Source organism: Pelomonas sp. V22 (assembly GCF_030014915.1).
Lineage (GTDB): Bacteria > Pseudomonadota > Gammaproteobacteria > Burkholderiales > Burkholderiaceae_C > JAUASW01.
Genome location: NZ_JAGIXS010000001.1, coordinates 1661285 through 1687276, shown reverse-complemented (window position 1 = coordinate 1687276; position 25992 = coordinate 1661285). Strand labels below are relative to the sequence as shown.

The window sequence follows — 25992 nt, the reverse complement described above, 5'->3', positions numbered from 1 at the left end:
CCTCCCGGATGAATCCGGGCTGGAGTATGCAATGCGCGTCGCGCCTGCTTGATCACTCACGGCAGGGCGTCTTGAGTCTCTGCTCGGCCCGGCCGGCCCGGCACATCTCGAGCCAGAAGCTGCGCACGAAGGCCGGGTGGCGGGCAAACAGCGCCTTGCTGATGGGCGAGTAGTACCAACTGGTCAGTACCGGCGGCACGAGCTTGCGCAGCTTGGCCTGCACCTCGGGCGGCTGCGAGGCCATCAGCATGTCCGGCAGGATGGCCACGGCGCTGCGGCCCGAGACCAGCTTGTTCAGCACGTTCTGCGTGTCCAGGCCGTTCTCGGCCATCCAGTTGCGCTCGGCCACCAGGGCGCGCAGGGCCGGCACCGGCGCCACGCCCACGCGCATGTCTTCGGGGCCACGCAGATTCAGGCCGTCCCAGCTGACCTGCTGGTTGCCGGCCTCGATGTAGAGCGAGTAGCTGGAGAGGTAGAAGCCCAGCTGCGGGTCGGGGGCGCTGTCCAGCATCGGCAGCGCGGAGCCGGCCACCAGCTCGGAGCCAGGGAAGGCCACGCCCCAGACATCAATGTCGCCCCGGAACAGCAGCTCGCGGCCCCGCGTGATCGGCAGGCGCTGCAACTTGAGGTGAGGCTTGCAGCCGGAGCGGGCCACGGCTTGATGAATCCAGTCGATCAGCTTGCCTGCAGGCGCTGCTGACTTGTCCTTGCCCACCAGCAGCGGGGCGAGCTCATAGTCCAGCACGCCTATGCGCAACTCGGCCGGGCAGCGCTCTTCGGCATGCGCCGCGCTACACAGGAATGCGGTGGCCAGCAGTCCGTACCTGCACCGCCCGCAGCGGTAGCCCTGTGCCATGTGCTTGCCTCCCCGGTGGCTTTTGGCTTCTGCATTCTTGGTGAATGGCGTGGCCCGATCAAGCCGGTGCACGGCGCGCCAGTCCTGCCTGAAATTCAGCCACTGACTGTTTTTCAGGCAGCTGCGCCGTGCCGCCTTGCCTGAAATCCGTACGTTCGCAGCGCCGCCGAACGCTCAGCGAGGCCTTGTCTGGCATCGCCGTGCTGGGAGCATGCCCCGTCGAGGGGCTTGGATCCTAGTGGTTTGCACCAGGGCGGCGCATCCGGGCACAGCTCTTGCGCTGAGAGCCGGCATGGCGCTTCAGACGCCAGTCGTTTTTCAGATCAACAACGGAGACAACATGAGCATTCGTCCGTCCACGACTTCCCCTTCGACCGTCTGGCGTCTGTCGCCCCTCGGCCTCGCAGCCGCCCTGGCCCTGAGTGGCACGGCCTTCGCGCAGCAGGCGCCGGCCGACAAGAAGGCCGATGACAAGACCAAGGCCGAGGTGTCCACGCTGGACACGGTCACCGTGACCGCCCGTCGCCGCGAGGAGACGCTGAAGGACGTGCCCGTGGCCGTGACCGCGCTGTCGGCCACCGCGCTGGAGAGCAAGGACATCAAGAACCTCGGCGACCTGCAAGGCCAGGTGCCCAACCTCAGCGTCTATGCCGCGCGCGGCAGCAACACCACGCTGACCACCTTCATCCGTGGTGTTGGCCAGGCCGACCCGCTGTGGGGCGTGGACCCCGGCGTCGGCATCTATTTCGATGACGTGTTCATCGCCCGTCCGCAGGGCGCGCTGCTGGAAGTGTTCGACGTGCAGCGCATCGAGGTGCTGCGCGGTCCCCAGGGCACGCTGTATGGCAAGAACACGATTGGCGGCGCGATCAAGTACGTCTCCAAGCCGCTGGAAGCCAAGAACGGCGGCTCCATCGGCCTGACGGTCGGCAGCTACGGCCAGCTCAACCTCAAGGGCTCGGCCAACCTGAGCAGCGACAGCGGCGAGCTGCGCGCCCGCGTGGCCGGTGCCAGCCTGAAGCGCGACGGCTACGGCAAGAACCTGGCCGACGGCAGCGACGTTTCCAATCAGGACACGCAGGCCGGCCGCGTGTCGGTCGGCTACTTCCCCAAGAGCCTGCCATTCACGCTGCAGGTGAGCGCCGACGAGACCCGCGACAAGTCCAATATGCGCGGCTTCCGCCGCCTGAATGCCACCACGCCTGTCGACAGCAATTACGACATCAACACGGCGATGGCGAACAAGAACAACACTACGTCCAAGGGCAATTCGCTGACGGCGACCTGGGCGCTGAGCGATGCCTGGTCGGCCAAGTTCATCACGGCTGAGCGCCAGTCCGACACCAACACCGGCATCGACTTCGACGGCCTGCCCGCCAAGACCGCCGACGTGCTGGCCGCCTACTCCGACAAGTCGCGCAGCAACGAACTGCAGTTCAGCTACGACGGCGGCAGCAGCAGCGGCGTGATCGGCCTGTACACCTTCGACGGCAATGCCGGCGGCCGTGTGCGCAACAACTTCTTCAACCTGCTGTTCGGCGACACCAACGGCCGCGTCTACACCAAGAGCGAAGCCGTCTATGCCGACTGGAGCTGGAAGCTCTCGCCGCGCCTCGGCGCCAGCGCCGGCGTCCGCTACACGCAGGAAGAGAAGCACGCCATCGTGCTGAACCGCAGCTACAGCAACGACCAGTTCACCACGGTGACGGCCACCAGCGCCGACTTCGACAAGACCCGCAAGGTCACGAACACCGCGCCCAAGCTGGGCGTGGACTACAAGCTGAGCGACGAGACCAACCTGTACGCCACGCTGTCGCGCGGCTTCAAGTCGGGCGGCTACAACGTGCGTGCCAACACGGCCGCCGTGCCGGCCTCGAGCAAGCCCTTCGACGACGAGACGCTGGACTCTTTGGAGCTCGGCTCCAAGATGGTGCTGGCCGGTGGCCGCTTCGAGCTGAACACCGCCGTCTTCAAGAACAAGTACAAGAACGTGCAGCTGTCGGTGTTCAGCTCCTACACCGACCCCAAGACCGGCGCCCAGGGCTTCTTCGGCGACTTCACCAATGCCGGCAAGGCGGACGTGACCGGCCTGGAGATGGAGTTCGCCTGGCGGCCCGATGACATGTGGACCCTCTCCGGCAACCTAGCCAGCATCAACGCCAAGTACAAGGAGTACATGGACCGAGGCGTCAACGTGGCCTCGACGAAGTGGTTCACCAACACGCCGAGCTTCAGTGCGGCCTTCAACATCGAAGCCAAGTCGGCCGCGCCCTGGGGTGGCCTGCTGCGTTCGCGGATCGGCCTCAGCTACCGCACCAAGGTCTATCCGACGACGGACCTGAACGAGGTCATCGCTCAGGACGCCTATGCCTTGTTGAACGCCGGTGTGGTGTGGGAGCGTGACCGCAACTGGAGCTTCTCGCTGCAGGGCAACAACCTGACCAACCAGGCCTACCGTACCGACGGCTACAACATCCCCTCGCTGGGCGTGCTGAGCGGTTACTACGGCCCGCCGCGTTCGGTCTCGGTCTCGGCGACCTACAAGTTCTAAAGGCGCCGCATGCCCTATCTCGATCGCTACCACTCGAGCGACGACGGGCTGCGGCTGTATGCGCGTGACTACCTCGGGCCGGCGCCGGATGCACCGGTCGTCCTGTGCCTGCCCGGGCTCACGCGCAACAGCAAGGACTTCGCCGCGCTGGCCGAGAGCCTGAGCACGCGCTATCGCGTGATCTGCCCGGACCTGCGCGGCCGGGGGCATTCGCAGCGAGACGCCGATCCTTCTCGCTATCGGCCCGACCGGTACTGCGTCGACATGCTGGGCTTGCTCGATCTCTTGCAGCTGCCGCAGGTCAGCATCGTCGGCACCTCGCTCGGTGGCTTGATGGCCGTGATGCTGGCGGCAATGCAGCCGGCGCGCATCCATGCCATCGTCTTGAACGACGTGGGTCCCGAGCTGGACCCGCGCGGCATTGCCCGCATCGCGGGCTACGTGGGCAAGCAGCATGGGCCCTGCAGCCTGGACGAGGCCATCGCCCGCATCGCGGCGATCAACGGCCAGGCCTTCCCGGACTACACACGGGCGGACTGGCTGGCCATGGTGATGAACACCTGCGTCATGGAAGGCGAGCAGGTGCTGCTGGACTACGACCCGACGATCTCGCAGGGCGTGGCCAACGGCAGCGCAGCGCCCAACCTCTGGCCTCTGTTCCAGATGCTGGGCGAGCATCCGGTGCTGGCGGTACGCGGGGCGCTGTCCGACATCCTGGCGCCCGCCACGCTGGCCGCCATGGCCGAGCGCCTGCCCACGCTGCAGGCGCTGGAGATTGCCAACCGGGGCCATGCGCCCACGCTCGACGAGCCGGCCGCGCGCCAGGCCATCCACGACTTCCTGGCCCGGCATATCCCCTGATCGCGATCAAGGGATTGCGCATCAACATCTGTATGGATGTACAGTGGTGAGGAGCTTTCTCCGGAAGGCTCCGCACCGCTCTTGATCCTCATTGATGAGGATCAGGATTTCCCCGGCTGCGGCGCTTTCCGGTGGGTGCATGATGCCGTGCACCTCCTCCCGAACCATCCCGCACGCCGCCGCCGGAGTCCCGCCCCATGAGCACGCCGCAATCCCCCACCTCCACCGCTTCTTCCTCTGAGCTCGCCACCCTGCCCACCCCTCGCGCCGATGCCGCCAGCCTGCCGGCGCAGGACATCAGCGCCGAGGTGCTGATCGAGAAATACGCCAAGGGCGAGGAGCTCGACATCGAGACCTTGCGACTGCGCGTGGCGCGCGCGCTGGCAGAGGCTGAGGCGCCCGAGCAGCGGGCGCAGTGGGAGGCGAAGTTCGTCGAGGCGCAGCGGCGCGGCTTCGTGCCGGCGGGCCGCATCATGTCGGCCGCTGGCACCGAGCTCGCGGCCACGCTGATCAACTGCTTCGTGCAGCCGGTGGGCGACTCCATCGCCTCGCTGGAAGAAGGCCATCCCGGTATCTACACGGCGCTGACCGAGGCCGCCGAGACCATGCGGCGCGGCGGTGGTGTCGGCTACGATTTTTCCCGCATCCGCCCCAAGGGCGCCTGGGTCGGCGCCACGCGCTCCAGCGCCTCGGGCCCGGTCAGCTATATGCGCGTGTTCGACCGCAGCTGCGAGACCGTGGAGAGTGCCGGCGCACGGCGTGGCGCCCAGATGGGCGTCTTGCGCTGCGACCATCCGGACATCGAGGAATTCATCCACGCCAAGGACCAGGGCGACCTGCGTAACTTCAACATCTCGGTCGGCGTGACCGATGTGTTCATGCAGGCTGTCGAGGCCGGCACTGAGGTCGAGCTCACGCACAAGGCCGAGCCCGGCCCCGCGCAACGCGAGGGCGGCGCCTACCAGCGCAAGGACGGCCTCTGGGTCTACCGCCGCGTCGCAGCCCGCGATCTGTGGGACCAGATCATGCGGTCCACTTACGACCATGCCGAGCCCGGCGTGCTCTTCCTGGATCGCATCAATGCCGACAACAACCTGCATTACTGCGAGTCGATCTCGGCGACGAATCCTTGCGCCGAACAGCCACTTCCGCCCTACGGCTGCTGCTGCCTTGGCTCCGTCGACCTGACCCGCTTTGTCGAGCATGCCTTCCAGGAACAAGCCGTGTTCGACGAGGCCGGCTTCGCCGAGGTCTGCAAGCTGGCCACGCGCATGCTGGACAACGTGCTTGACGTGACGCCCTGGCCCCTGCCGGCGCAGGCCAATGAGGCACGCAACAAGCGGCGCGTGGGCCTCGGGTTCACCGGCCTCGGCGATGCGCTGGTGATGCTGAATCTGCGCTACGACACGGAGGCTGCGCGCGGCATGGCGCGGCGTATCAGCGAGGTGATGCGCAATGCGGCCTATGAGGCGAGCAGCGACATGGCGGCCGAGCGCGGCGCCTTCCCGCTGTTCAATGCCGACCTCTACCTGTCCGGCGGCAGCTTCGCCTCGCGCCTGCCGCAGGGGCTGAAGGACAAGATCCGCGCGCAAGGCCTGCGCAACTCGCACCTCTTGTCCATCGCGCCCACCGGCACCATCAGCCTCGCCTTTGCCGATAACGCGAGCAATGGCATCGAGCCGGCCTTCAGCTGGTTCTACACGCGCAAGAAGCGCATGCCTGATGGCGGCTTCAAGGAGTACGCGGTCGAGGACCATGCCTGGCGTTTGTTCCGCCATCTCTACGGCCCCGACACACCGCTGACCCCGGCCTTCGTCACCGCGCTGGAGCTCAGCGCGGCCGACCATGCAGCCATGGTCGCTGCCGTGGCGCCTTACATCGACACCTCGATCTCCAAGACGGTCAATGTGCCGGCCGACTATCCCTATGCCGATTTCCAGGACCTCTACACCCAGGCCTGGAAGAGCGGGCTCAAGGGCCTGGCCACCTACCGGCCCAACTCGGTGCTGGGTTCCATCCTGAGCGTCGAACCCACGGCCGTGCCCGAGCCGCTGCGGCCGGTGACCGAGGTCGATGGCAGCAACCAGCGCCTGCGCGTGGAGCGCCTGCCCAAGGCGGTGATGGCCTCGCTGCGCTGGCCGAGCCGGCCCGAGCTGCCGGGTGGCAATCCGGCCTGGAGCTACATGATTCGCCATCCGCATGGTGACTTCGCGCTCTTCGTAGGCGAGCTGCCGGCCGAGGGACCGGACGCCGGCCTGTTCGGCAAGAACCTGCCGTTCGAGGTCTGGGTCAATGGCGCCGAGCAGCCGCGCGGCCTGTCGGCCGTGGCCAAGACGCTGTCCATGGATCTGCGCACCAACGACGCCGCCTGGCTCAAGCTCAAGCTCGATGCGCTGACCACGGTGGCCGAGGAGCGCGCTTTTGAAATGCCGATGCCCCCGGGCGGCGAGCCGCGCCTGTTCCCTGGTGTGGTCGCGGCCACGGCGGCGGTGATTCGCTGGCGCTGCGAGCAGCTCGGCGCGCTGCAGGAAGGCGGTCCCACGCCAGTGCTCGATGCCATGTTCAGCCGCGAGGAGCCGCGCACCGGCACGTCGGGCACCTTGGCTTGGGCCGTGGACGTGGACAACCCCGCCACCGGCGAGCAGTTCACCCTCACCTTGAAGGAAGTGAGCCTGCCCACGCCCGAAGGCGGCCAGGTTACGCGGCCCTGTGCCATGGGTTTTTCTGGCAACTACCCGAAGGCGCTCGATGGCATGGCGCGCCTGCTGAGTCTGGACATGCGCGTGATGGACCCGGCATGGATCGGCATGAAGCTGCGCAAGCTCTTGAACGTGGGTGAGCCGCTCGGCCACTTCATGGCGCCGGTGCCTAACCTCTCTGGTGAGCGCCGCCAGCAGGTCTGGCCGTCCACCGTGGCCTATGTGGCGCGGCTGATCATCCACCGCTACGCCATGCTGGGCGTGCTTGACGAGCAAGGCCTGCCCCTCGTCGAGATGGGCCTCTTGCAGGCACCCATCATCAGCGACAAGGCGGCGGCCGCCACGGTCCAGGCAATGGCCGGCAAGCCCTGCCCGGAATGCGGCAACTCGACCATGATCCACAAAGACGGCTGCGATTTCTGCACCGCCTGCGGCTATGTGGGGCAGTGCGGCTGAGGGCTTGCGGTGCTGAGTGTTTTCAGCTTGTGCTCGAGCACCACCTGATGCGGCTGCCAATGGCGCTCCAGCACCTCGGCGTAGCCCTGGGCCAGCGCGGTCTGGCGAAAACTCTCGAAGCTCATGGACATGGCAGCTCCTGCATGGGGCGGGGCAACGAGTGCGTTTCCCCTAGCGAAGGCGGCTCAGCCACCATGCCATCATCGGTTCAAAAGAGGGAGTCGCACACATGGCAAGCCCGAAACGAGGCTATCTGCATCCGAGGCATGGCTACGTCGAAGTGAAGCAGGGCTTCAGCTGGCCGGCGTTCTTCATCGGCTCGCTGTGGGCGGCGGTCAAGCGGCTGTGGATCCCGACCTTTGCGCTGATGGCCCTGCTGGAAGGCCTGCTGTGGTTCCTCTCCGGCTATGCCGAGGCTAGGCAGGCCCACGGCCTGGCCCTGCTGGGCGGCTTGGCCCAGTTGGCCTATGCGATCACACGGGGCTGGTGGGGCAACCGGCTTTGGGAGCGCGCGCTGCTGGCGCGTGGCTATCAATGCGTGAGACCAGCGGCTCCGCCGGGCTCCGGTACTGGCGAGCGCGCTTGATCGCATGCCTATCACCCCGTTTCACTTTGGCCTTGGAGCCGCCCTGCATGGCGCGGCGCCCAAGACGGGGAGCTTCATCGCGTTCAGCGCGGTGAATGTCTTCATCGATTGCGAGTCGCTCTACAACCTGGTGCAGCGCCGGGATCCGGTCCACGCCTTCTTCCATACCTACCTGGGCGCCACGCTCATGGCGGCGGCCCTGCTTGGCCTGTTCATCGTGCTGCGCTGGCTCGCGTCGCGGTACTGGCTTCCCAACATCCTGCGCTGGCGCGATCTCAAGGCCGGGCAGGTCGCGGTGGGCGCCCTGCTGGGCGCCTGGTCGCATGTGGTGCTGGACAGCGTGATGCATTCGGACATCCGTCCCTTGGCCCCCTTCAGCGATGCCAACGCCCTGCATGGCGCGCTGTCGCTTTCGGACCTGCATCTGCTCTGCGTGGCGCTGGCGGTGATCGGGCTGGGGGCGGTCGGCTTTCGGCAGCGGCATTTCGGGAAAGACAAGAGGCGCTGATCGCGATCCGGGTTTCCTCGGGGGCTCTGCGGTCTATCCACGGTCGCCTCGTTCGTCGAGAGTGGAGGCGCTCGGGACGGGCTTGAGCGCTGCTGCCCACCGACACCTCCGGGAGACCGCCATGAAGAAGACCCTCAGCTTCGAAACCATCATCCAGGCGCCCCGCGCCCGAGTCTGGGAGCGCATGCTCGCGGCCGACAGCTACAAGGCATGGACGGCGGTTTTCAACGAAGGCTCCCGCTACGAGGGCAGTTGGGAGCTGGGCGCCCGCATCCGCTTCGTCGGCCCCTCGGGCGACGGCATGAGCGCCGTCATCGCCGAGAACCGGCTGCATGAATTCATGTCGATCCGCCACGAGGGCATGATCGAGAACGGCGTGGAGGACCTCAGCAGCGACAAGGTCCGCGCCTGGGCGCCCGCCTATGAGAACTACCGCTTCGAGACCGTGCCGGAGGGCTGCAAGCTCACCGTGAGCCTGGACTGCGCGCCCGACTGGGAGCAGTACATGGTCGACACCTATCCCCGAGCGCTGGCCGTGCTGAAGCAGCTGTGCGAGACCTGAGTTCAAAAGGGCAACCATGAGCAGCCAGACTTTCGCCACCAGCACCGAATCCGCTTCCGCCCAGATCGACGCCAAGATCGCTTCCCTCGCCGATTGGCGCGGCGCCATGCTGACGCGTGTGCGCGCGCTGATGCACGAGGCCCTGCCCGAGGTGGTCGAGGAGATGAAGTGGATGGGCACGCCCTGCTGGTCGCAGCAGGGGCTCATCTGCACCGGCGAGAGCTACAAGCAGGTGGTCAAGCTGACCTTCGCCAAGGGTGCTGCGCTCGCCGATCCCGCCAAGCTCTTCAACGCCAGCCTCGACGGCAATGTGCGTCGCGCCATCGACATCCGCGAAGGCGAGAAGCTGAACGAGAAGGCGCTGAAGGCCTTGTTCCAAGCGGCCGCCGCGCTCAACCAGGCCAAGCCGGCAAAGCCGGCCCGCAAGAAGGCCTGAACCCGGAGCCAGCCGCCGGCTTGACGGGGGTCGAAGGCTAGCGGATGCGCATCACCTCCAGCGTGCTGACCGGTTGGCCGGCATTGCCCCAGGCCTGGCGAATGAAGCTGGCCACGGCGGCGGTCTCTGCATCGCTCAGCGTCTGGCCGAACGGGGGCATGCCAAAGGGCTGTGGGTTGCCGGCTGTGCTCGGCAGAAAGCCACCGCGCCGGATGATCTGGACGACATTGTTCGCCGATGCCAGCGTGACCGCCCGGTTGCCGGCCAGGCGCGGGTAGATGCCGGCCACGCCCTGGCCCTGCCGGCCGTGGCAGGAGGCGCATTGCTCTTTGTAGATCCTGGCGCCTTGCAGCAAGGTCTCGTCGGCCATACGGGGCTTGCTTCGGCCGGGCGCTGGTGGTTCGTGCTGCGGCAGCGTTGCCAGGTAGTCGGCCATGGCGGCCAGGTCCCGCTCGCTGAGGTGCTGCGTGCTGGCAAAGACCACCTCGGCCATGGGCCCCGAGACCGAGGCCTCCGCCGACAAGCCGGTCTTCAAGAGCCTGACGACTTCCTGGCGCGTCCATTGCTGGACGCCGCCCTCTGCCGGTGAGGCCAGCGACGGCGCGTACCAGCTGGCATCGGGCATCAGGCCGCCGCCGAACTCGGCGTTCAGGCCGGTGCCGCCGAGGAAGTTGCGGCCCGTGTGGCAGGCCGCGCAATGGCCGAGGCCCTGAACCAGGTACTTGCCGCGATTCCACTCGACGCTTTGCTGCGGCTCAGGCTGGAAACTGACCGGCTTGAAGAACAGCGCCCGCCAGACCGCCAGCGCCGCCTGGCTGCTGTAGGGGAATCGCAGCGCATGGGACTCATTGACCTTGTTCACGGCCGGCAGGCTGCGCAGGTAGACGAACAAGGCGTCGGAGTCCTCGCGCGTCACCTGGGTGAAGCTCGGGTAGGGGAAGGCCGGGTAAAGCAATCGGCCGTCCTTGGAGCGCCCGTGGTGCATCGCCCGCCAGAAGTCGTTCGCCGTCCAGCTGCCGATGCCGGTTTGCAGGTCGGGCGTGATGTTGGGCGCCATCACCGCGCCGAAGGGCGTCTCCACGCCGTGCCCGCCAGCGAAGGGGGCGCCACCGATGGCCGTGTGGCAACCCACGCAGTTGCCGGCGCGGGCCAGGTAGGCGCCGCGCTCGACCAAGGCCGGCGAAGGCACCGGAGCGCTGGCGACGGACGCATCGGACTCTCCACGTACATTCAACCAGGCCACCAGGAGCCCGAGCAGCAGCGTGAGCGCGAGCAGGGCGGCTGCAGCCCTCCAGATCCAGCGAGCGGAACGGCTCATGGCTCGCCGCTCCCGCAGCGCATGGGCAGGGCCTGGCTTGCTGGCTCGGGCCGCGTGCCGCTAGTCAGCGTCTGGGCCGACAGCCAGGCCGCTACCGCGCCCACTTCGTCGGGCGTGAGCCGCTTGGCGATCTCGGCCATGCAGTCGGGGGCCATGGCCTTGCGGGCACCATTCTTCCAACTGCCCAGCTGGCCGCTGAGATAGCCCGCCGGCAGGGTCAGGAGGCCCGGCATGGCCGGCAGGCGGCCCGCCATTTGCGCGCCATGGCAGGCGACGCAGGCGGGGATCTGGCGGTCCGGCGCGCCCTTGAACACCAGGGTCTCGGCCATGCGCTGCTGGCGCGGGTCCAGAGTCACCGCTGGCTGGGTCGGGTAGGGCAGGTCGAGCGCGGAGAAATAGCGGGCGATGTCCTGCAGATAGTCGTCCGACATGTGCTGCATCAGGTGGTTCATCGCACCGTTGTGGCGGCGACCGTCGCGGAAATTCTTCAGCTGGTTGTAGAGGTAGCCCGCCGGCTTGCCGGCGATGCGCGGGAAGTAGCCGGCATTGGTCGCGCGGCCTTCCTTGCCATGGCACATCACGCAGGCCTGCATGCGCTGCGCCATGGTGTTCTCCACCACGGGCGTCGCCGATGCCGTCTGCGCGCCCGCCGCACCCGCCGCACCCGCCGCAATTGCGCCGCTGGCGAGGCTGGCGGCCACGAGAGCCTGGCTGAGTATTTTCATGAGGACTGCTTCTCTCTCTCTCTTTCAGGCCGTACTGTGCCCGTTCGGGCTGCACCGGTACAGGATCAGAAATTCGAATTTTCGGCGTATCAGATGCCCTCTTCTCCGGGTATTCAGAGCAGGGCGATGGCCTGTCGTTACAGTGCAGCACAGAAGAATCTTTCTGCAGATCAGTCGAACGGGCGCAGCCTGGGATGAAGCTCTACGAAGTACTGGCGGATGAACTCATGCAGGCGATCACGTCGGGTCAGCTGCGTGCCGGCGACCGCCTGCCCTCGGTGCGCGAGGCCAGCCGCAGCCGGGGCGTCAGCCCCTCGACCGTGTTCGAGGCCTACTACCTGCTCGAGGCGCGTGGCCTGATCGAGGCGCGGCCGCGCTCCGGCTACTTTGTGAGCCGGGCGGTGGCCCAGCATGCCGAGCCCGAGGCCTCGGTGCCGGAGGCCGAGGAGCTCCATGTCGAGGTGTCGGAGCTGGTGTTCCAGGTGCTGGGGCTGGCGCGCAACCGCGCCATGGTGCCGCTGGGCTCGGCCTTCCCGAGCCCGACGCTTTTCCCGCTGCCCAAGCTCGCGCTGGCGCTCGGCAAGGCGGCGCGCCAGCTGGACCCCTGGCGCACGGTCGAAGACCTGTCGCCCGGCAGCATGGACCTGCGGCGCCAGATCGGCCTGCGCTACCTCGGCGCGGGCTGCAAGGTGGATGCCGAGGAGGTGGTGATCACCAACGGTGCGATGGAAGCGCTCAACCTCTGTCTCGAGGCCGTGACGCGGCCCGGCGACCTGGTAGCCATCGAGTCGCCGACCTTCTACGGTGCCCTGCAGGCCCTGGAGCGCCACGGGCTGAAGGCCGTGGAGGTGGCGACCAACCCACGCACCGGCATGGACCTGGCCTCGCTCGCGGCCGTGCTTGAACGCCATCCGGTCAAGGCCTGCTGGCTGATGCCGAACTTCCAGAACCCGCTCGGCAGCCTGATGCCCGACAGCGCCAAGCAGGCCCTGGTGGCATTGCTGGCCGAGCATGCGGTGCCGCTGATCGAAGACGATGTCTATGGCGAGCTGTACTTCGGCCAGCGGCCCCGGCCGGCCAAGGCCTGGGACAAGGCGGGCCTGGTGCTGCATTGCAGCTCGTTCTCCAAAGCGCTGGCGCCCGGATTTCGTGTGGGCTGGGCGGCGGCGGGGCGCTTTGCGCGCGAGGTGAGCCGGCGCAAGCTGATGAGCTCGCTGGCCACGCCGGTGCCGCTGCAGGAGGGGCTGAGTGAATACCTGCAGCGCGGTGGCTACGACCGACATCTGCGCCTGCTGCGCCACACGCTGATACAGCAGCGGCAGCTCGTGCTGCGTGCCATCGCCAAGTACTTCCCGGCGGGGACGCGGGTCACGCAGCCGGAGGGCGGTTACTTCATCTGGGTCGAGTTCCCGCCTCAACTCGATGCGCTGGAGCTGCACCGCCTCGCGCTTTCGCACGACATCAGCATCGCGCCCGGCCATTTGTTCTCGGCCGACCGCCGCTTCAGGCACCATGTGCGCATCAACTTCGGTCACCCCGACAACACGCGCACAGCCGCCGCCCTGAAGACCGTGGGCCAGATCGCCGACGCCCTGATGCGCTGAAGACCGAACCGGCGCCGCTCACTCGGCCACTGCCTTCAGGCGGGCCAGCATGGCCTGCAGCGCCTCGTGGGCCATCGCCGGGATCAGCTGCTCGTAGGCCTGCGGATTCAGCTGGTAGTCGACCTCGCGGCCGGTCACCTTGCCAAACAGGTTGGTGGTCTCGCGCACCAGCCTCGCTTCGGTGATGCCGCGGCTCATCAGGTCCTCGGTCAGGTAGAGCTTGGCGATGTCGCTCTTGTGGCCCACGGCCAGGCGCGTGAAGCGCTCGCCCAGGCGCACGGCCGCCATGGCGCCGGAGCTGTAGTGCGTCCAGGTGCCGACCTTGCTGCTGCTGTTCCAGACGTAGGCGATGGGCACGAACACCCGCACATGCAGCGTGGCCGCGCCCAGGGCCTGCTGCAGGGCATTGTCGTAATAGGGCCAGTTGGTCGTGTACTGCGAGAGCCTGCCGCCGAAGGTCAGGGTGTCGTCGACGATCTGGCTGAAGCCGGTGTAGCCGTTCTTGAGGTTGTCGTACTCGTCGCCCTTGAGGTTCAGCACCAGGCCCTGGGGCACATGAAAGGCGCTCTTGTAGGCGCCCGACTTGGAGCCGGGCGAGCCGGTTTCCATCAGGAGCGGCGTGGCGCTCGATTTCTGCTGCATCACCCGGTACTCGGGTGTGGCCAGCACGGTATCGTGCGGCACCAGCTCGAAGCCGGCGGCCTTCACGCTGGCCTGGAAGTCGGCATACATCGCCTCGGTCATGCGCTGCAGCTGTGCAGGGTCGTTGCGCAGGACCGGCTCGAAGTCAACTTGAACGCCGCCGCCGTTGGACGTCTGGGCAAGCACGAATTGCACGGCATAGGAGGCGATGGCGACGCGGCGCAGCCCCTTGGCGACCGACAGGTCGCGGTCGCCGATCACCGGCGGCGAGTGGGCGAGGCTGGTGTTCTCATCCGCCTGCACGCTTGCGCTCAGCGTGCACAGCAGGAGGGCAAGGGCCGCGGTCAGGCGGCGCAGGTGGGGCAGGTTCACGGGAGGCTCCTTGTGAAGTGAGTCGATGGGCTCACCCGTGAACGCAGGAAATTTGCGCCAAAAGGCGCATGCCTAGCTCAGAAGATGTCGGTGCACACCTGACCGCTGGGTTCAGTCCAGCGGCGTTGATTGGCCAGTGTGGCCATGTCCATCGTCAGCTCGGCCCACTGGTCTGCGTGGGTCCAGCGCAGGGCCAGCGTGGCCCCCTGGCCGGGCAGCAGCTCGAAGCGGCCGCCAAAGGCCGGATGTGCATTGCGCCAGCGGATCAGCGCCAGCAGCCGCTGCACCACCGGTGTTTGCACGGCCTCGTCCAGCTGGCCCGCATCGAAGTACTGGCGGTTGATGTCGCGGCCCACACCGGTGCGCTGCAGCAGTGCCATGTCGTTGCGGCCGGCCAGCAGGCCGACGTAGTAGACCTGTGGCACGCCGGGCAGGAAGAACTGCAGGGCCCGTGCCAGCAGGTAGCGCCGCTCGTCGCCGCCGAGCGCGTCGAAGAAGGTGCAGTTGACCTGGTAAAGGTCGAGGTTGGAGGCGGCCGCGCCGGTGGCCTGTCGGCTCTGGCCGCCGCTGTTGGCATGGATGCGTTCGACCAGGGCATCGAGTTCGGCCGGCGGCACGAGACCCGGCGAGCCCTCGCGGTCGGCAGCATCGGCGCCGATGTCGATGATGCCGATGCCGTCGTGCGTGTCGAGCACCGTCAGCGCATTGTTCGGACGAATGGCGATCCAGTGCCGCAGCGGGTCGGCCGTGCCGAACTCGAAGGCGTGCAGCACCAGTGGCGGCAGCGCGAAGTCGTAGACCCAGTCCACCTGCGCGGCGATCTCGATCTGGCGCCGGTAGTAGGCATGGATCTCGACCAGCACCTCGATGCCCAGCGCCTGTGCGCGCCGGGTGAAATCCGCGATGAACTCGAAGCTCTCCGGCATCATGAAGCAGGACTCGCCGGCTTTCTTGATCGCATAGCCGGCCGCATCGAGCCGGATCATGCGGATGCCGTTCTCGGCAAAGCGCTCGAGGATGCCGTCCAGGTAGGCGCGGCCCTCGGGATGCTGCACGTCGATGTCCAGCTGCTTGGACGTGAACGTGGTCCAGAGGATCTTGCGTTCGCCATTCTTCAGCGTGGCGCAGGTGAAGGGCAGGCCGGGGCGCGGGCGGTAGATCCTGAGCAGCTGCTGCTCGGTGGCGCCGTTCGGGAACACGGCCTCCATCGTGAGGAACAGGCCGGCGTAGCGCGAGGCCTCGCCCTTCTCGGCGAAGTCCTGGAACTGCGGCGAGTCGGCCGAGACGTGGTTGACGATCACGTCGGCCATCACGTCCAGCTCGCCGGTCAGCGCACGCAGCTCGGGCCAGCCGCCCAGGCGCGGGTCGACCTGGGTGTGGTCGATCGGGTCGAAGCCGGCGTCCGCGCCATCGATCGGGTAGAAGAAGGGCAGCAGGTGCACGCCGCCGAACGCGCCGGCCAGCGGGCTCGTGCCCTGCGGAGCGAGCAGGCCGCGCAGGCCGTCGAGCGTGCCCGCCAGGCGGTCGACGTAGGTGATCAGTTGGACTTGGTTCTTCATTTCGCTTGATGCGGCAGACGCACCCTCAGGACGGCCACGGCGGCCAGCAGCAGCAGGCTGCCGGCGAGGCGGATCACCTGGGCCGGGTCGCCCCCGAGCCAGGACTGGTAGATCAGCGGCAGGGTGAGCATCTGGATCAACATGGGAATCACGATGAACATGTTGAAGATGCCCATGTAGACCCCGGCACGTTCCGGCGGGATGCAGCCGGCCAGCAGCACGTAGGGGTTGCCCATGATGCTGGCCCAGGCCAGGCCCACGCCCAGCATGGGCACGAACAGCAGGGCGCGGTCGTGGATGGACGGGATCCACCACAGCGCACCGCCCGCCAGCAGCAGGCACAGCGCATGCACCCGCTGGGCACCGAAGCGCCGCGTGAACGGCAGCATGCCGAGGGCGGCGAGGAAGGCCACGAAGTTGTAGAAGCCGCCGATCTGCCCGTTCAGCAGGCCGGCCTCACGGAAGCCGGCGGAGGTCGGGTCGTCGGTGCCGAACATCGTGCGGGCCAGGCAGGGCACGATGTAGATCCAGTAGCACATCATGGCGTACCACTGGAACAGCTTCATCCACCACAGGCGCCGCATGGCGTCGGGCATCTCGCGGAAGGCGGCGGCGATCTCGGCCAGCGTGGCCCGGGCGCCGCGCGGCCGGGCCTGCAACGTCGCGAGCTCGGACGGGCTGAGCGGCAGTTCCGGCACGCGGCGCACCGACCACCACACGGTGACGAAGGACAGCAGGGCGCCGAGCTGGAAGGCCAGCAGCGTGGTCTGCGGAATGTGGTTGCTGCCCACGGCATCGCGGCTGAGACCGGCCCAGACCATCAGCGAGGGTGCCAGGTAGGCGAGGGTCTGCGCGAGGCCGGTGAAGGCGCTCTGCGTCAGGAAGCCCTGGGCATGCTGGCTCTCATCGAGCCGGTCCGACACATAGGCCCGGTAGGGTTCCATGGTCACGTTGTTGGCCGCGTCCAGGATCCACAGCAGGGCGGCCGCGAACCACAGCGTCGGGCTGGTCGGCATCAGCAGCAGGCCGAGGCTGCACAGCAGGGCGCCGACGAGGAAGTAGGGCGTGCGCCGGCCCCAGCGCGAGACCGTGCGGTCGCTCATCGCGCCGATCAGCGGTTGCACCAGCAGGCCGGTCATCGGGCCGGCCAGCCACAGCAGCGGCAGGCTGGCCTCGTCGGCGCCGAGGTACTGGTAGATCGGGCTCATGTTGCTCTGCTGCAGACCGAAGCTGAACTGGATGCCGAAGAAGCCGACATTCATGTTCAGGATCTGCCACAGGCTGAGCCGGGGCTTGGCGGTGGAGGCGCTCATCGGATCTCCGCGAGGCTGGGTTGCAGCGGGGCAAGGCCCAGCGCTTCACGCCAGGGGTGGAAGAAGGCGGGGTCGGCCGGCGCCGGTCCGCGCTCGCCGCACATGGCAGCGGCAAAGCCGCTCGCCAGCCGCAGGGCCTCGGGCGGTGCCCGGCCGGCGAGTGTGGCCGCGAGCAGCATCGCACTGAAGGCATCGCCGGCGCCGACGGTGTCGACCAGGTGGGCCACCGGGCTGGCGGGACCTTCTGCGAGCAGGCGGCCATCGGCCGCGAAGGCCGCATGGCCCAGGGGACCGCGGGTCAGCACCAGCAGGCGCAGATCGAAGCGCTGCATCAGGCGGCCCACGACATCCTGCAGTGCCAGCGGCTCGGTCACGGTCGGGTCGGCATCCGGCAGGAACCACTGCATCAGCTGGGCCAGTTCCTCGTCGTTCACCTTCAGCCAATCGGCCTGATGCAGGCAGGCCTCGGCGATCTCGGGGTTGCGGCTGTCGTCACGCAGGTTCAGGTCGAGGAAGAACAGCCGGCCGCCCTGATCCAGGGCCTGCAGCAGGTGGCCGACCCGCATCCGTGTGGCCACGCGCCGCAGCTGCAGGCTGCCGAAATAGACGACGCCAGGCTGCTCCTCCTCGGCCAGCGCGAGCACCGGGTGCGGGTCCAGGTGGTCCCATGCGGCAACGCGGGCGATCTCGAAGCGATGGCCTTGCGGACTTTCGACGATGTGGACACGCCCGGTCGGATGCCGGGCGTCGACCTGCAGGCCCCGCTCGGACAAGCCAGAGCGCCGCATCGCCTGACGGATGCGCAGCGCGCCGGCATAGTCCTGCCCCACGCGGCTGGCCAGTTGCACGGCCTGGCCGAGGCTGGCCAGCGAGCGGGCGACGTTGAGCGGCGCGCCGCCCGCGACCGGCCCGTCGGCGAACTCGTCGACCAGGGCTTCGCCGATCAGCAGGACCGGCCCGAGGGGCAGCAACTCCGCCATGGCCGGGGGCTCAGAAGTCGAACTTCAGCGCGGCGCGCACCGTGCGGCCGTTGAGCGCGCGGGCGGCGTGGCCGTCGCCTTCGATCTCGGTGTAGGCCAGCGCATTGAACAGGTTGTTGGCCGAGATCGAGAGCTGCGTTCGGGCGTTCAGCTGGTAGCTCGCGAAGGCATTGACCACACGGTAGGCCGGCATGGTGATGGTGTTCTGGTCATCACCATACGACTTGCCCGAGCCGACGACCGACACGCCGAGCTCGAGGTCCCCGAGGCTCCAGGTCGGCGCCAGCTGGTAGACCAGCTTGGCCTGGCGGCGCGGCTGCCTGCCGACGACGCTGGCGTCGTTCGATCCCTTGATCTTGGCGTCGGTCAGCGTGGCGCCGGCATTCAGGCGCAGCGCGCCGAGGCTGTAGGCCGCTTCCAGCTCCAGGCCATTCGCGCTGTAGCGGTTGGCCGTGAAGGTGCGGGTCGTGACCTCGTAGTTGCTTTCCTTGGTGCGGGCATTGAACAGCGTGGCGAACAGGCTCAGGCCCTGCGAGCGCCACTTGACGCCGGCTTCCGCCTGGTCGATCTCGTTCACCGCGATCGGCACCGAGCCGTCGAGCGGGTTGCCGTAGAGCAGGCGGTCGGCGCTGAAGGCCACGCCGTTGCTGACGCGTCCGAACAGGGCCGTGTTCTTGTCCAGCGACAGGTTCGCACCCAGCGAGTAGGAGTCGTGCGTGACCTTGTAGTTGACCGTCTTCTGGCTCGCGCCGTCCCAGGTCTTGGCCGTGTTGTTGCCGGCCACGGTGTAGCCGGCCGCCTTCTGCTCATCACGCCGGATGCTGGCGTCGATGTTCAGCGCGCCGCTCTCCCAGGCCACGGCCGCATAGGGGGCGTTTTGCGTGTACTGCACGTTGAAGGTGCGGGTGCAGCAGCCGCCCCAGGTCGTCCAGCCGAGGGCGACGGGCTGGGTGCCGGGCTTGCCGGCGGCATCCACCACCTGGGCGGCTGTGCCGCTCATCGTCAGGTTGTACTGGTTCCAGAACCAGGTCTGGGCCACGTCCTGCGTGCCGGTGAACAAGCCACCCACCAGGGTCAGCTTGCCGCCCGGCTGCTGGATCACCTTGGTGAGCTTCAGGTCGTTGAAGCTGTTGTCCAGGCTGTCGAGCGAAGTGTTGAACAGGGTGCCGGTGAAGAAGGCCGCCTTGCCGTTGTTGCCGTTGTCGGCCGGGAACAGCGCCATGAAGCGGCCCGAGTTGGAGGCCTTGCGGAACTTGTCTTCCACGCTCAGGCCATTGCCGAGGTCGTAGCCCCCCTCGAAGCCGATGGCCGTGCTCTTGACGCGCAGGCCGTCGCGGGTGGCGCTGCTGACGGCATTGCCGTCCTTGTCCACACCCACGTCGCGCGAGAGGCCCGGCGTGATGAAGAAGGCGGTGCGCGGGTCAATGCCGCTGATCGTGTTGATGCGGCCGTTGCTCACGGTGACCGGCACCGGCATCAGCGACGGAGTCTTGTCGTCCAGCGCCTTCAGGTTCAGGCGCACCCAGCCCTGGTCGAATTTCTGCGTGATGTTGGCCTTGATCTGGCCGCCGCTTTCCAGCGTCTGGCCGGTGGGGCGGCCGCCCTCGCCGGTGCGGTTGAAGCCGCCGATGTGGAAGCTCGTGCCTGAGGCATTGCTGCCGCCGTAGTCCACGTCGATGCGACGCAGGTCGCGGCCCAGGCCCAGGCTGAGGCCCACGCTGCCACCCTTTTCGGTACCGGTCTTGCTGATGAAGTTGATGACGCCGCCGGGCGAGTTGCTCACCAGCGTGGAGGCTGAGCCGCCGCGCAGCACTTCCAGGCGCTCGACGTTGTAGTCGGCACGCAGGAACTGGTCGGCCGTGCCGAAGGCGATGTCGCCGAACAGCAGCACCGGCAGGCCGTCTTCCTGGATCTGTACATAGCGCGAGCCGCCGGCCGACAGCGGCACGCCACGCACGGTGATGTTGGCATTGCCCTCGCCGCCGGAGGACTCCGAGCGCACGCCGGGCACCGAGCGCAGCAGTTCGGTGGCGCTGGTGGCGCCGGAGCGGCTCAGCTGCTCGCCGTCCAGCGAGCTGATGGACAGGCTCTGCTTCATCTTGCTGACCTTGATCGAGGTGCCGGTCAGCACCACGCGGTCCAGCTTGAGGCCGTCACCTTCCTCCGCCTTGGCGGCGGGCGGTGCGGCGTCCTGCGCGAACACCGGGCTGAAGGCCAGGCTCAGGGCCAGGGCGAGAGGCGCGGCCGGGAAGCGACCGCGGGGCAGGGGCGAATGGGGGGCTTGCATCGTGTTGTCTCCGGGCTTGGCGCATGGGGCGCTCTGGGTGGGGTCTCCTGGAGGGTGGGGCCCCGTGACAACGGAGCCCACCTTCCTCGGCCTGACGCCATTCTGGGCTCGGTCGAATTGTTTTGCAATCGATTGCAATTCAGGGATAGCGCTATGGGATCGCGATAAATTGGGTGTTAAACGCGCGCAGAGGCGACATCAAACCGGAAAGGATTGGCGTGGATTGCAATCCTTTGCAGTGGAGAGCTGGTCGTGCTCAGGGCGCGCTCTGGCGCACCACCAGGTGCACCGGCAGCGTCACGGGCAGGGCGGTCTGACCGTTCAGCAGGGCCATGAGCTGCTCCACGAGCTGGGCACCGGCTTGGGCCACGGGCTGGTGCACGCTGGTCAGGGGTGGGTCGCAGTAGGCGGCCAGTGGCATGTCGTCATAGCCGCAGACCGCCACATCGGCCGGCACCTCGCGGCCCAGGCCGCGCAGCACCTGGATGGCCTGCAGCGCGAGCAGGTCGCTGCAGGCCACCACGCCGTCGATGGCCCGGTGCTCGGCGAAGAAGCGATCCATCGCGGCGCGGCCGCTGCTCACGTCGAAAGGCGCCCGCAGCTCCAGCCCGGCGGGGCGGGGTTGCCCGGCGCGCTCCAGAGCATCCCAGTACCCGGCGCGCCGCATCATGACCTCGGGCAACTCGGCGTCGCCCAGGAAGGCGATGTGGCGACGGCCGGCGTCCAGCAGGTGGCGTGTGGCGAGGTCGCCGCCCAGGCGGTTGTCGCCCCCCACGTTGCAGTACAGCTGCTGCGGCATCTGCGCCCCCCAGACCACCACCGGCAGCTTGCGGGCGGCCATGTCGTTGAGCTGGTCGTGGTGGCGCCATTGGCCGATCACCAGCAGGCCGGTGGCCTTGCCGGAGTCGATGATCTGTGCCGCCAGGTCCAGCCGCTCGGCGTCGACGCGCGAGAGCAGCATGTCGATGCCGCGGTCCGTCAGCTCGTCGGCGATCGCGCCGACGATGGACAGGAAGAAGGGGTCGGAGATGTGCTGCCGGGACTGCGCATCGAAGGGCACGACCACGGCCACCGTGTTGTTCTTCTGCAGGCGCAGGTTCTGGGCGCCGAGGTTGATCGAGTAGTTGAGCGACCGGGCCAGCTCGGTGATGCGCTGGCGGGTCTCGTCATTGACCAGGCGGCTGCCGCTCAGGGCCCGCGACACGGTGGACACCGAGACGCCGGCCAGGCGTGCGATGTCGGACATCTGCAGCCGGCGCTGTTCCTGCTTGCTGGGGTACTCTGCACTCATGGGCACTATTGTCGACGCCGGCCGCTGGCCGGGACCGCAGGGTTAGCGCCAGCCCATGGACGAGCCGAAGGGGGAGGAAGGGCATGGCACAGGCCGAGGATGATCGACCGCTGAGTCTGGCGCTCGGTGAGGCGCTGCAGCGCGTGGTGGCCGAGCCGCCGGCCTCGAATCAGCCGCGTGCGGTGCAGCCGCAGGCGGCCGCGCGCCGCTTGACCGAACAGGCGGCGCGCCGTGCCGCGCTGGCGGCGGGCAGCCTGTCGCTGCCGCCCGGGCCGCTCGGCTGGATGACCTTGCTACCTGAAATGATGAGCGTCTGGCGCATTCAGGCGCAGCTCGTCGCCGACATCGCTGCCGTGTACGGCCGCACCCACGAGCTTGACCGGACACAGATGCTCTATTGCCTGTTCCGCCACACGGCGGCGCAAGGCCTGCGCGACCTGGCCGTGCGCGTGGGGGAGCGCCTGATCGTGCAGCCCCTGGCGGCCGGCGCGCTCAAGCGGCTGGCCGGCGCCATCGGCCTGAAGCTGAGCCAGCGTGCACTCGGAAGCAGCATGGCGCGCTGGTTGCCGCTGGTGGGCGCGGCCGGCGTGGGCGCCTACGCCTGGTACGACACGCGCCAGGTGGCGCAGGCGGCAATCGAGCTGTTCGAGGCCGGCGACGCGGCTCAGCCGCCCGGCTGAGGCCCGCCGTAGCCTTCGATGATCACCAGGTCGATCACCGAGACCGGCGCGCGCAGCCGGATGGCGGCCTGGTAGTCGGCGCTGTGCCAGCAGTCGAGCGCGGCCTGGTAGCTGGGGAACTCGATCACCACGTTGCGGCTGCGATGGCTGCCCTCGGGGTTCTCGAAGCTGCCGCCGCGCACCAGAAAGCGCGCGCCGTAGGCGGCGAAGGGCTTGGCATTGGCGGCCACATAGGCCTTGTATTGCTCGGGATCGCTGACGTCCACGCGGGCGATCCAGTAGCCCTTGTTCTCACTCATGGCTGGCCTGCCTTGCTGGTGATGTTGGTGGGAGCCGTGTTCGTGCTCGTGATGTCGGCCTGCTTCAGCAGCCAGGCTTGCGCGGCCTCCAGGGCCAGATCGCGGCCGGCGAGCAGGGCGGCCGTGGCGGGTAGCACCGGCTCGTCCGGCTGCACGCCTATGCCCTCGATGCGCTTGCCCTTGCCGATGCGCATGTCGGCCTCGCTGAACACCAGGCGACCGCCGCCCGGCAGCGATTGCCCCGGGCCGCGCACCATCAGCAGGCAGCCGCAGCTCGCCTCGCCGAACACGCGGGCACGGCCCTGGTCCTGCAGCACGCCGGCCATCAACTCGGCCGCGCTGGCGCTGCGCTCGTCGATCAGCACGGCCAGGGGCACGCCGAGGCGTTTTTCCTGTGGCTTGATCTCCAGCGTGGGCGTCACGTCCAAGAGGCCGAACAGGGCGGAGAGCCGGCGGTTGTCGCGCGTGAACACCTCGCCGGCCTTGCCCGGCGGCAAGAGCCAGCCCAGCAATTGCAGGGTCAGCTTGAGCGAGCCGCCGCCGTTCTCGCGCAGGTCCAGCACCAGGCCCTTGCTGCCCGCCAGGCGCACGAGGCTGGTCTCCAGCCCTTGCTCCAGGCCCGGGTTGAAGCCGGCAAAGCGCAGATAGCCGAGGCCCGAATCCAGCCAATGGGCGCGGATGCCAAAGGGCTGCAGCGGGTCCTGCCTGAGCGTGAGCTCCAGCGGCGCGCCCCCGGTCTCGAAGCGCAGGCGCATCAGGCTGTCGACCGGCCGCGCATTGAAGGCCTGCTGCACCAGCGAGAAATTGGATTTCTCGGTCGAGCTGCCGCGCACCTCGGTGGCTGTGCGCTGCCACCAGGCCTCGGCCGCTTCACCATCGATCTGCACGAGCTTCATGCCGGGCCGCACGCCGAGCAGTTGGGCCTGGCTGTTGGCGGCCACGCCCTTGACGATCAGCTGGCCGTCAACGCGGGCCAGCGTGAGCCCGTGCCAGCCGCGCTGCGTGGCCTTGCCGTTGACCTCCAGGGGCGAGCGCACCGAGGTGTGGGCGTCCTTCATCTCGCCGACCATCAGGTTCAGCTCGCGCCAGAAGGCTTCGTCGTCCTTGGCCGCCAGCGCGCGGGGCCGGTAGCGCTCGCCGACGCTCTTCCAGTCGACGCCGTTGTGGTTGCCATCCACATAGTCCTCGGCAATCGTCTTCCAGACCTGATCGAAGGCGGCCTGGCGGTCGGCCGCACTCAGCGTGGTCGGCACATAGGGGGCGCGCTGCTGGGCGGGCGTGGCGCAGCCGGCCAGCAGCGTGGCGAGGGCGATGGGAGCAAGCAGTCGGGCAAGTTTCATCTTCGTGAGTCGCGTGTTTCAGCGCGCCGAATCGGGCAGGCCGAAGAGTCGGTCGAAGGCCCAGGTGAACAGCACCGTGTAGACCATGAAGAACAGCAGGAGGGCGAGGTCGGCCAGCAGGGCTTCCCACCAGCCGATGGACAGCCACCAGGCCATCACCGGCACCAGCCAGAACACGAGGCCGCCCTCGAAGCCTATGCCATGGGCAATGCGCCGGCCCAGCGAGCGGCCGCGCGTGGCCTGGCGTGCCTCCCAGCGCTCGAACAGCGCATTGAAGGCGTAGTTCCAGGCCAGGGCCACGCTGGACATCACGGCCGCGAGGCTGAGGCTCGATCCCAGGCTGTGGCCATACACCAGGGCCAGCACCGGGCCGACGACGGCGATGGCGATGAATTCGTAGAGCAGGGCCTGGACGATGCGGCGGCGGCGGGGACTCATGGGACAGCGAGGGGCAGACGGGTGGACGAGCCGCCGATGCTAGCCGCTCAGCGCACGCACAGCTGGACGCTGGCGCCGGATGACCCGGCTGCGCCCGTGGCAGCTATCGCCGTGGGCACCGAGATCAAGCGCCCGCCGCCGCGCCAGATCGTGCCATCCGGCTGGCGCTCCTCGAGGACGCATTCCATGCTGCCAAGGGCAATGCCCATCTTTTCTTCCAGGGTCAGACGGATCCTGGTGTTGCTACGCGGATCGCGCAGGGCCGGGTTGTGGAAGGGCGTGAACTCGCCCGGCTTGCCGGCCTTGGGCAGGGTGATGCGCAACGGCGCGCGCGTGCCACCCGCTTCGGTGGTGGCGGCCGCTGGGGCGGGGCCGGTGGCAGTTGCGGTGGTTTCGGTTGCAGGGCTCGTGGGAGCTGGCGCCGCGGTAGCGCTGGTGGGGGTCAGGTCTTGCGCGGCGCCGGGCGGCACGGCGAGCGGTGGCTCGGAGCGTGGCCGCACGACGGCGGCCTGCGCGGGCTTGTCCGGCGCCTTGCTGGGAGGTGGGCGCAGCCACAGCGTCAGGCTGGCCCACAGCGGCCGCACTTTCTCGGCCTGGGCCTGGCGCTGGGCTTGCAACTGCGAGCCGAGCAGCCCCAGCAGGGCGATGTGGGCGGCCGCCAGCAAGGCCAGCAGCGGCCAGCGCCGGCCGGCGCGCTGGTTCGGCCAGCGGCCCTCGATCTCGGAACGGTTCACGGGGGAGCAGGTCGGGCGCTGGGCGAGCTCAGGCGGAAGCAGGAACGGGTGAAGAAGCAATGCTGGGGCCGGCGTGTGTCAGCCCCGTCTCCACCCCGTGTCGGGCTTGAAAAAAATCAGCGGCTCAAGGTCAGGCTCAGCTTGAAGCCATTGCTGATCTCGACCTGGGCCTTCTTGCCGATCTCGGCGATCAGCGTGCCCTCGGTCGTTCCGACCAGTTGCTTCTCGCCGCCAGCCCCGTGCTGTGGCATGGCAAGGTAGTCGACACGGTAGCTGTTGCCGTCGAGCGGATTCACGCTGATGCGGTAGTGGCGCGCACCTTCGGTGAAGCCGATGCCACCGGGCGCGGCGATGCGGGCCTTGAGGCTGCTCTTCTGGCCCGCGTCGGCAATCTCGGCCTCGACCTGCAGGCTGCTCTCCCGGGCAATATTGGCGGCCGGCTTGGTGGCCGCCTCGGCGCTGGCCGGTGCGGTCTGGGCTTGTGCCAGCGAGCAACAGGCGAGCAGCAGGGCGGTGCTCAGGGCAGTGGTCAGGGGCTTGGCGATGTTCATGGGGACTCCCTCTTTCGGTGCTGTTGTGGAATGGGTTGATCAGGCGATCAGTGAAACAACGCGATCAGGGCTGCGGGCCGGGGCTGCAGCCCTGGGGCTTGTGAACGCGGGTGGTCGAGGCCGGGTTGACGGCCAGCTTGGCTGCAGGCCGACGCGGCCGGGCCACCAGCTCGCCGCCGCAATTGGGGCAGATGCCAGCCAGCTTCGTGTCGGCGCAAATCGCACAGAAGGTGCATTCGAAGGAGCAGATGCGTGCCTCGGCACTGCCCGGTGGCAGGTCGACGTCGCAGCATTCGCAGGAGGGGCGCAGTTGCAGCATGGGTGCCTCGTTTTCCAGTGAGGAT

Annotated in this window: 25 protein-coding genes; 9 read left to right on the top strand and 16 right to left on the bottom strand. The window is 68.1% G+C overall.

Annotation, left to right across the window (positions count from 1 at the left end; genetic code table 11):
- Positions 1–52: 52 nt before the first annotated feature.
- The gene (locus J7U46_RS07605) at positions 53–856 is read right to left on the bottom strand and encodes a hypothetical protein (RefSeq protein WP_282824370.1); all 804 of its coding nucleotides are present in this window, start codon (positions 854–856) and stop codon (positions 53–55) included.
- 340 nt (positions 857–1196) lie between these two features.
- On the opposite strand from J7U46_RS07605, the gene J7U46_RS07600 reads away from it, so the two are divergent.
- The 3 genes from J7U46_RS07600 to J7U46_RS07590 all read left to right on the top strand — a co-directional run bounded on the left by J7U46_RS07600 (position 1197) and on the right by J7U46_RS07590 (position 7423).
- Positions 1197–3407: a TonB-dependent receptor gene (locus J7U46_RS07600; protein WP_282824369.1), complete on the top strand. Its 2211-nt coding sequence runs from the start codon at positions 1197–1199 to the stop codon at positions 3405–3407.
- 9 nt (positions 3408–3416) lie between these two features.
- Positions 3417–4268: an alpha/beta hydrolase gene (locus J7U46_RS07595; RefSeq protein ID WP_282824367.1), complete on the top strand. Its 852-nt coding sequence runs from the start codon at positions 3417–3419 to the stop codon at positions 4266–4268.
- Between the two features lie 197 nt (positions 4269–4465).
- Entirely contained in the window at positions 4466–7423 is a 2958-nt protein-coding gene (locus tag J7U46_RS07590) for an adenosylcobalamin-dependent ribonucleoside-diphosphate reductase (RefSeq protein ID WP_282824365.1), read from the top strand.
- On the opposite strand, the gene J7U46_RS07585 is transcribed toward J7U46_RS07590, so the two are convergent.
- Positions 7402–7554, bottom strand: a complete 153-nt coding sequence (locus tag J7U46_RS07585) for a hypothetical protein (protein ID WP_282824363.1) — start codon at positions 7552–7554, stop codon at positions 7402–7404. The genes J7U46_RS07590 and J7U46_RS07585 overlap by 22 nt on opposite strands.
- Before the next feature lie 98 nt (positions 7555–7652).
- Here J7U46_RS07585 and J7U46_RS07580 point away from each other — a divergent pair, with 98 nt between their 5' ends.
- The 4 genes from J7U46_RS07580 (at position 7653) to J7U46_RS07565 (ending at position 9515) form a co-directional block, all read left to right on the top strand.
- The gene (locus J7U46_RS07580) at positions 7653–8009 is read left to right on the top strand and encodes a DUF2628 domain-containing protein (RefSeq protein WP_282824361.1); all 357 of its coding nucleotides are present in this window, start codon (positions 7653–7655) and stop codon (positions 8007–8009) included.
- Positions 8010–8013: 4 nt separating this feature from the next.
- Positions 8014–8517 (top strand): hypothetical protein, encoded by a 504-nt coding sequence (locus tag J7U46_RS07575; protein WP_282824360.1) that lies wholly within the window; start codon positions 8014–8016, stop codon positions 8515–8517.
- 121 nt (positions 8518–8638) lie between these two features.
- Complete coding sequence (locus tag J7U46_RS07570; protein WP_282824358.1) at positions 8639–9079, top strand: SRPBCC domain-containing protein; 441 nt, start codon at positions 8639–8641, stop codon at positions 9077–9079.
- A gap of 16 nt (positions 9080–9095) precedes the next feature.
- A complete protein-coding gene (locus J7U46_RS07565; RefSeq protein ID WP_282824356.1) occupies positions 9096–9515 on the top strand; it encodes a DUF1801 domain-containing protein in 420 nt (139 codons plus the stop codon).
- 37 nt (positions 9516–9552) lie between these two features.
- Here J7U46_RS07565 and J7U46_RS07560 read toward each other — a convergent pair whose 3' ends face one another.
- Together J7U46_RS07560 and J7U46_RS07555 are read right to left on the bottom strand one after the other, a co-directional pair.
- Entirely contained in the window at positions 9553–10833 is a 1281-nt protein-coding gene (locus J7U46_RS07560; RefSeq protein ID WP_282824354.1) for a cytochrome c, read from the bottom strand.
- Positions 10830–11558 carry a c-type cytochrome gene (locus J7U46_RS07555; RefSeq protein WP_282824352.1) on the bottom strand — a complete coding sequence of 243 codons (729 nt, stop codon included), beginning with the start codon at positions 11556–11558 and terminating at the stop codon, positions 10830–10832. Before J7U46_RS07555 ends, J7U46_RS07560 begins: the two co-directional genes overlap by 4 nt.
- Before the next feature lie 194 nt (positions 11559–11752).
- Between J7U46_RS07555 and J7U46_RS07550 the strand changes: the two genes are divergently transcribed.
- A complete protein-coding gene (locus J7U46_RS07550) occupies positions 11753–13162 on the top strand; it encodes a PLP-dependent aminotransferase family protein (RefSeq protein ID WP_282824350.1) in 1410 nt (469 codons plus the stop codon).
- Between the two features lie 18 nt (positions 13163–13180).
- On the opposite strand, the gene J7U46_RS07545 is transcribed toward J7U46_RS07550, so the two are convergent.
- The 6 genes from J7U46_RS07545 to J7U46_RS07520 form a co-directional block, all read right to left on the bottom strand.
- The gene (locus J7U46_RS07545; protein ID WP_282824349.1) at positions 13181–14176 is read right to left on the bottom strand and encodes a hypothetical protein; all 996 of its coding nucleotides are present in this window, start codon (positions 14174–14176) and stop codon (positions 13181–13183) included.
- A 77-nt stretch (positions 14177–14253) separates the two neighbouring features.
- Entirely contained in the window at positions 14254–15735 is a 1482-nt protein-coding gene (gene gtfA, locus J7U46_RS07540) for a sucrose phosphorylase (protein ID WP_282824347.1), read from the bottom strand.
- Positions 15732–17048, bottom strand: coding sequence for an MFS transporter (locus tag J7U46_RS07535; protein ID WP_282824346.1), 1317 nt, complete (start codon positions 17046–17048; stop codon positions 15732–15734). Before J7U46_RS07535 ends, gtfA begins: the two co-directional genes overlap by 4 nt.
- Positions 17045–18028 (bottom strand): PfkB family carbohydrate kinase, encoded by a 984-nt coding sequence (locus J7U46_RS07530; protein WP_282824344.1) that lies wholly within the window; start codon positions 18026–18028, stop codon positions 17045–17047. Before J7U46_RS07530 ends, J7U46_RS07535 begins: the two co-directional genes overlap by 4 nt.
- 10 nt (positions 18029–18038) lie before the next feature.
- Positions 18039–20315: a TonB-dependent receptor gene (locus tag J7U46_RS07525; RefSeq protein WP_282824342.1), complete on the bottom strand. Its 2277-nt coding sequence runs from the start codon at positions 20313–20315 to the stop codon at positions 18039–18041.
- A gap of 256 nt (positions 20316–20571) precedes the next feature.
- Positions 20572–21606 carry a LacI family DNA-binding transcriptional regulator gene (locus tag J7U46_RS07520; RefSeq protein WP_282824340.1) on the bottom strand — a complete coding sequence of 345 codons (1035 nt, stop codon included), beginning with the start codon at positions 21604–21606 and terminating at the stop codon, positions 20572–20574.
- A gap of 83 nt (positions 21607–21689) precedes the next feature.
- Between J7U46_RS07520 and J7U46_RS07515 the strand changes: the two genes are divergently transcribed.
- Positions 21690–22286 (top strand): hypothetical protein, encoded by a 597-nt coding sequence (locus J7U46_RS07515; RefSeq protein ID WP_282824338.1) that lies wholly within the window; start codon positions 21690–21692, stop codon positions 22284–22286.
- On the opposite strand, the gene J7U46_RS07510 is transcribed toward J7U46_RS07515, so the two are convergent.
- From J7U46_RS07510 to J7U46_RS07485, 6 genes are all read right to left on the bottom strand, one after another.
- Positions 22271–22585 carry a DUF1330 domain-containing protein gene (locus tag J7U46_RS07510; RefSeq protein WP_282824336.1) on the bottom strand — a complete coding sequence of 105 codons (315 nt, stop codon included), beginning with the start codon at positions 22583–22585 and terminating at the stop codon, positions 22271–22273. The two genes, J7U46_RS07515 and J7U46_RS07510, sit on opposite strands and share 16 nt — an antisense overlap.
- Positions 22582–23925 (bottom strand): S41 family peptidase, encoded by a 1344-nt coding sequence (locus J7U46_RS07505; protein ID WP_282824334.1) that lies wholly within the window; start codon positions 23923–23925, stop codon positions 22582–22584. The genes J7U46_RS07510 and J7U46_RS07505 overlap by 4 nt, the downstream gene beginning before the upstream one ends.
- An 18-nt stretch (positions 23926–23943) precedes the next feature.
- Positions 23944–24363, bottom strand: coding sequence for a PACE efflux transporter (locus tag J7U46_RS07500; RefSeq protein ID WP_282824332.1), 420 nt, complete (start codon positions 24361–24363; stop codon positions 23944–23946).
- A 47-nt stretch (positions 24364–24410) separates the two neighbouring features.
- Positions 24411–25097: a hypothetical protein gene (locus J7U46_RS07495; protein ID WP_282824330.1), complete on the bottom strand. Its 687-nt coding sequence runs from the start codon at positions 25095–25097 to the stop codon at positions 24411–24413.
- 116 nt (positions 25098–25213) lie between these two features.
- Positions 25214–25648 carry a hypothetical protein gene (locus J7U46_RS07490; protein WP_282824329.1) on the bottom strand — a complete coding sequence of 145 codons (435 nt, stop codon included), beginning with the start codon at positions 25646–25648 and terminating at the stop codon, positions 25214–25216.
- A 64-nt stretch (positions 25649–25712) separates the two neighbouring features.
- On the bottom strand, positions 25713–25967 hold the full coding sequence (locus J7U46_RS07485; RefSeq protein WP_282824328.1) for a DUF1272 domain-containing protein: 255 nt from the start codon (positions 25965–25967) through the stop codon (positions 25713–25715).
- Positions 25968–25992: the final 25 nt, after the last annotated feature.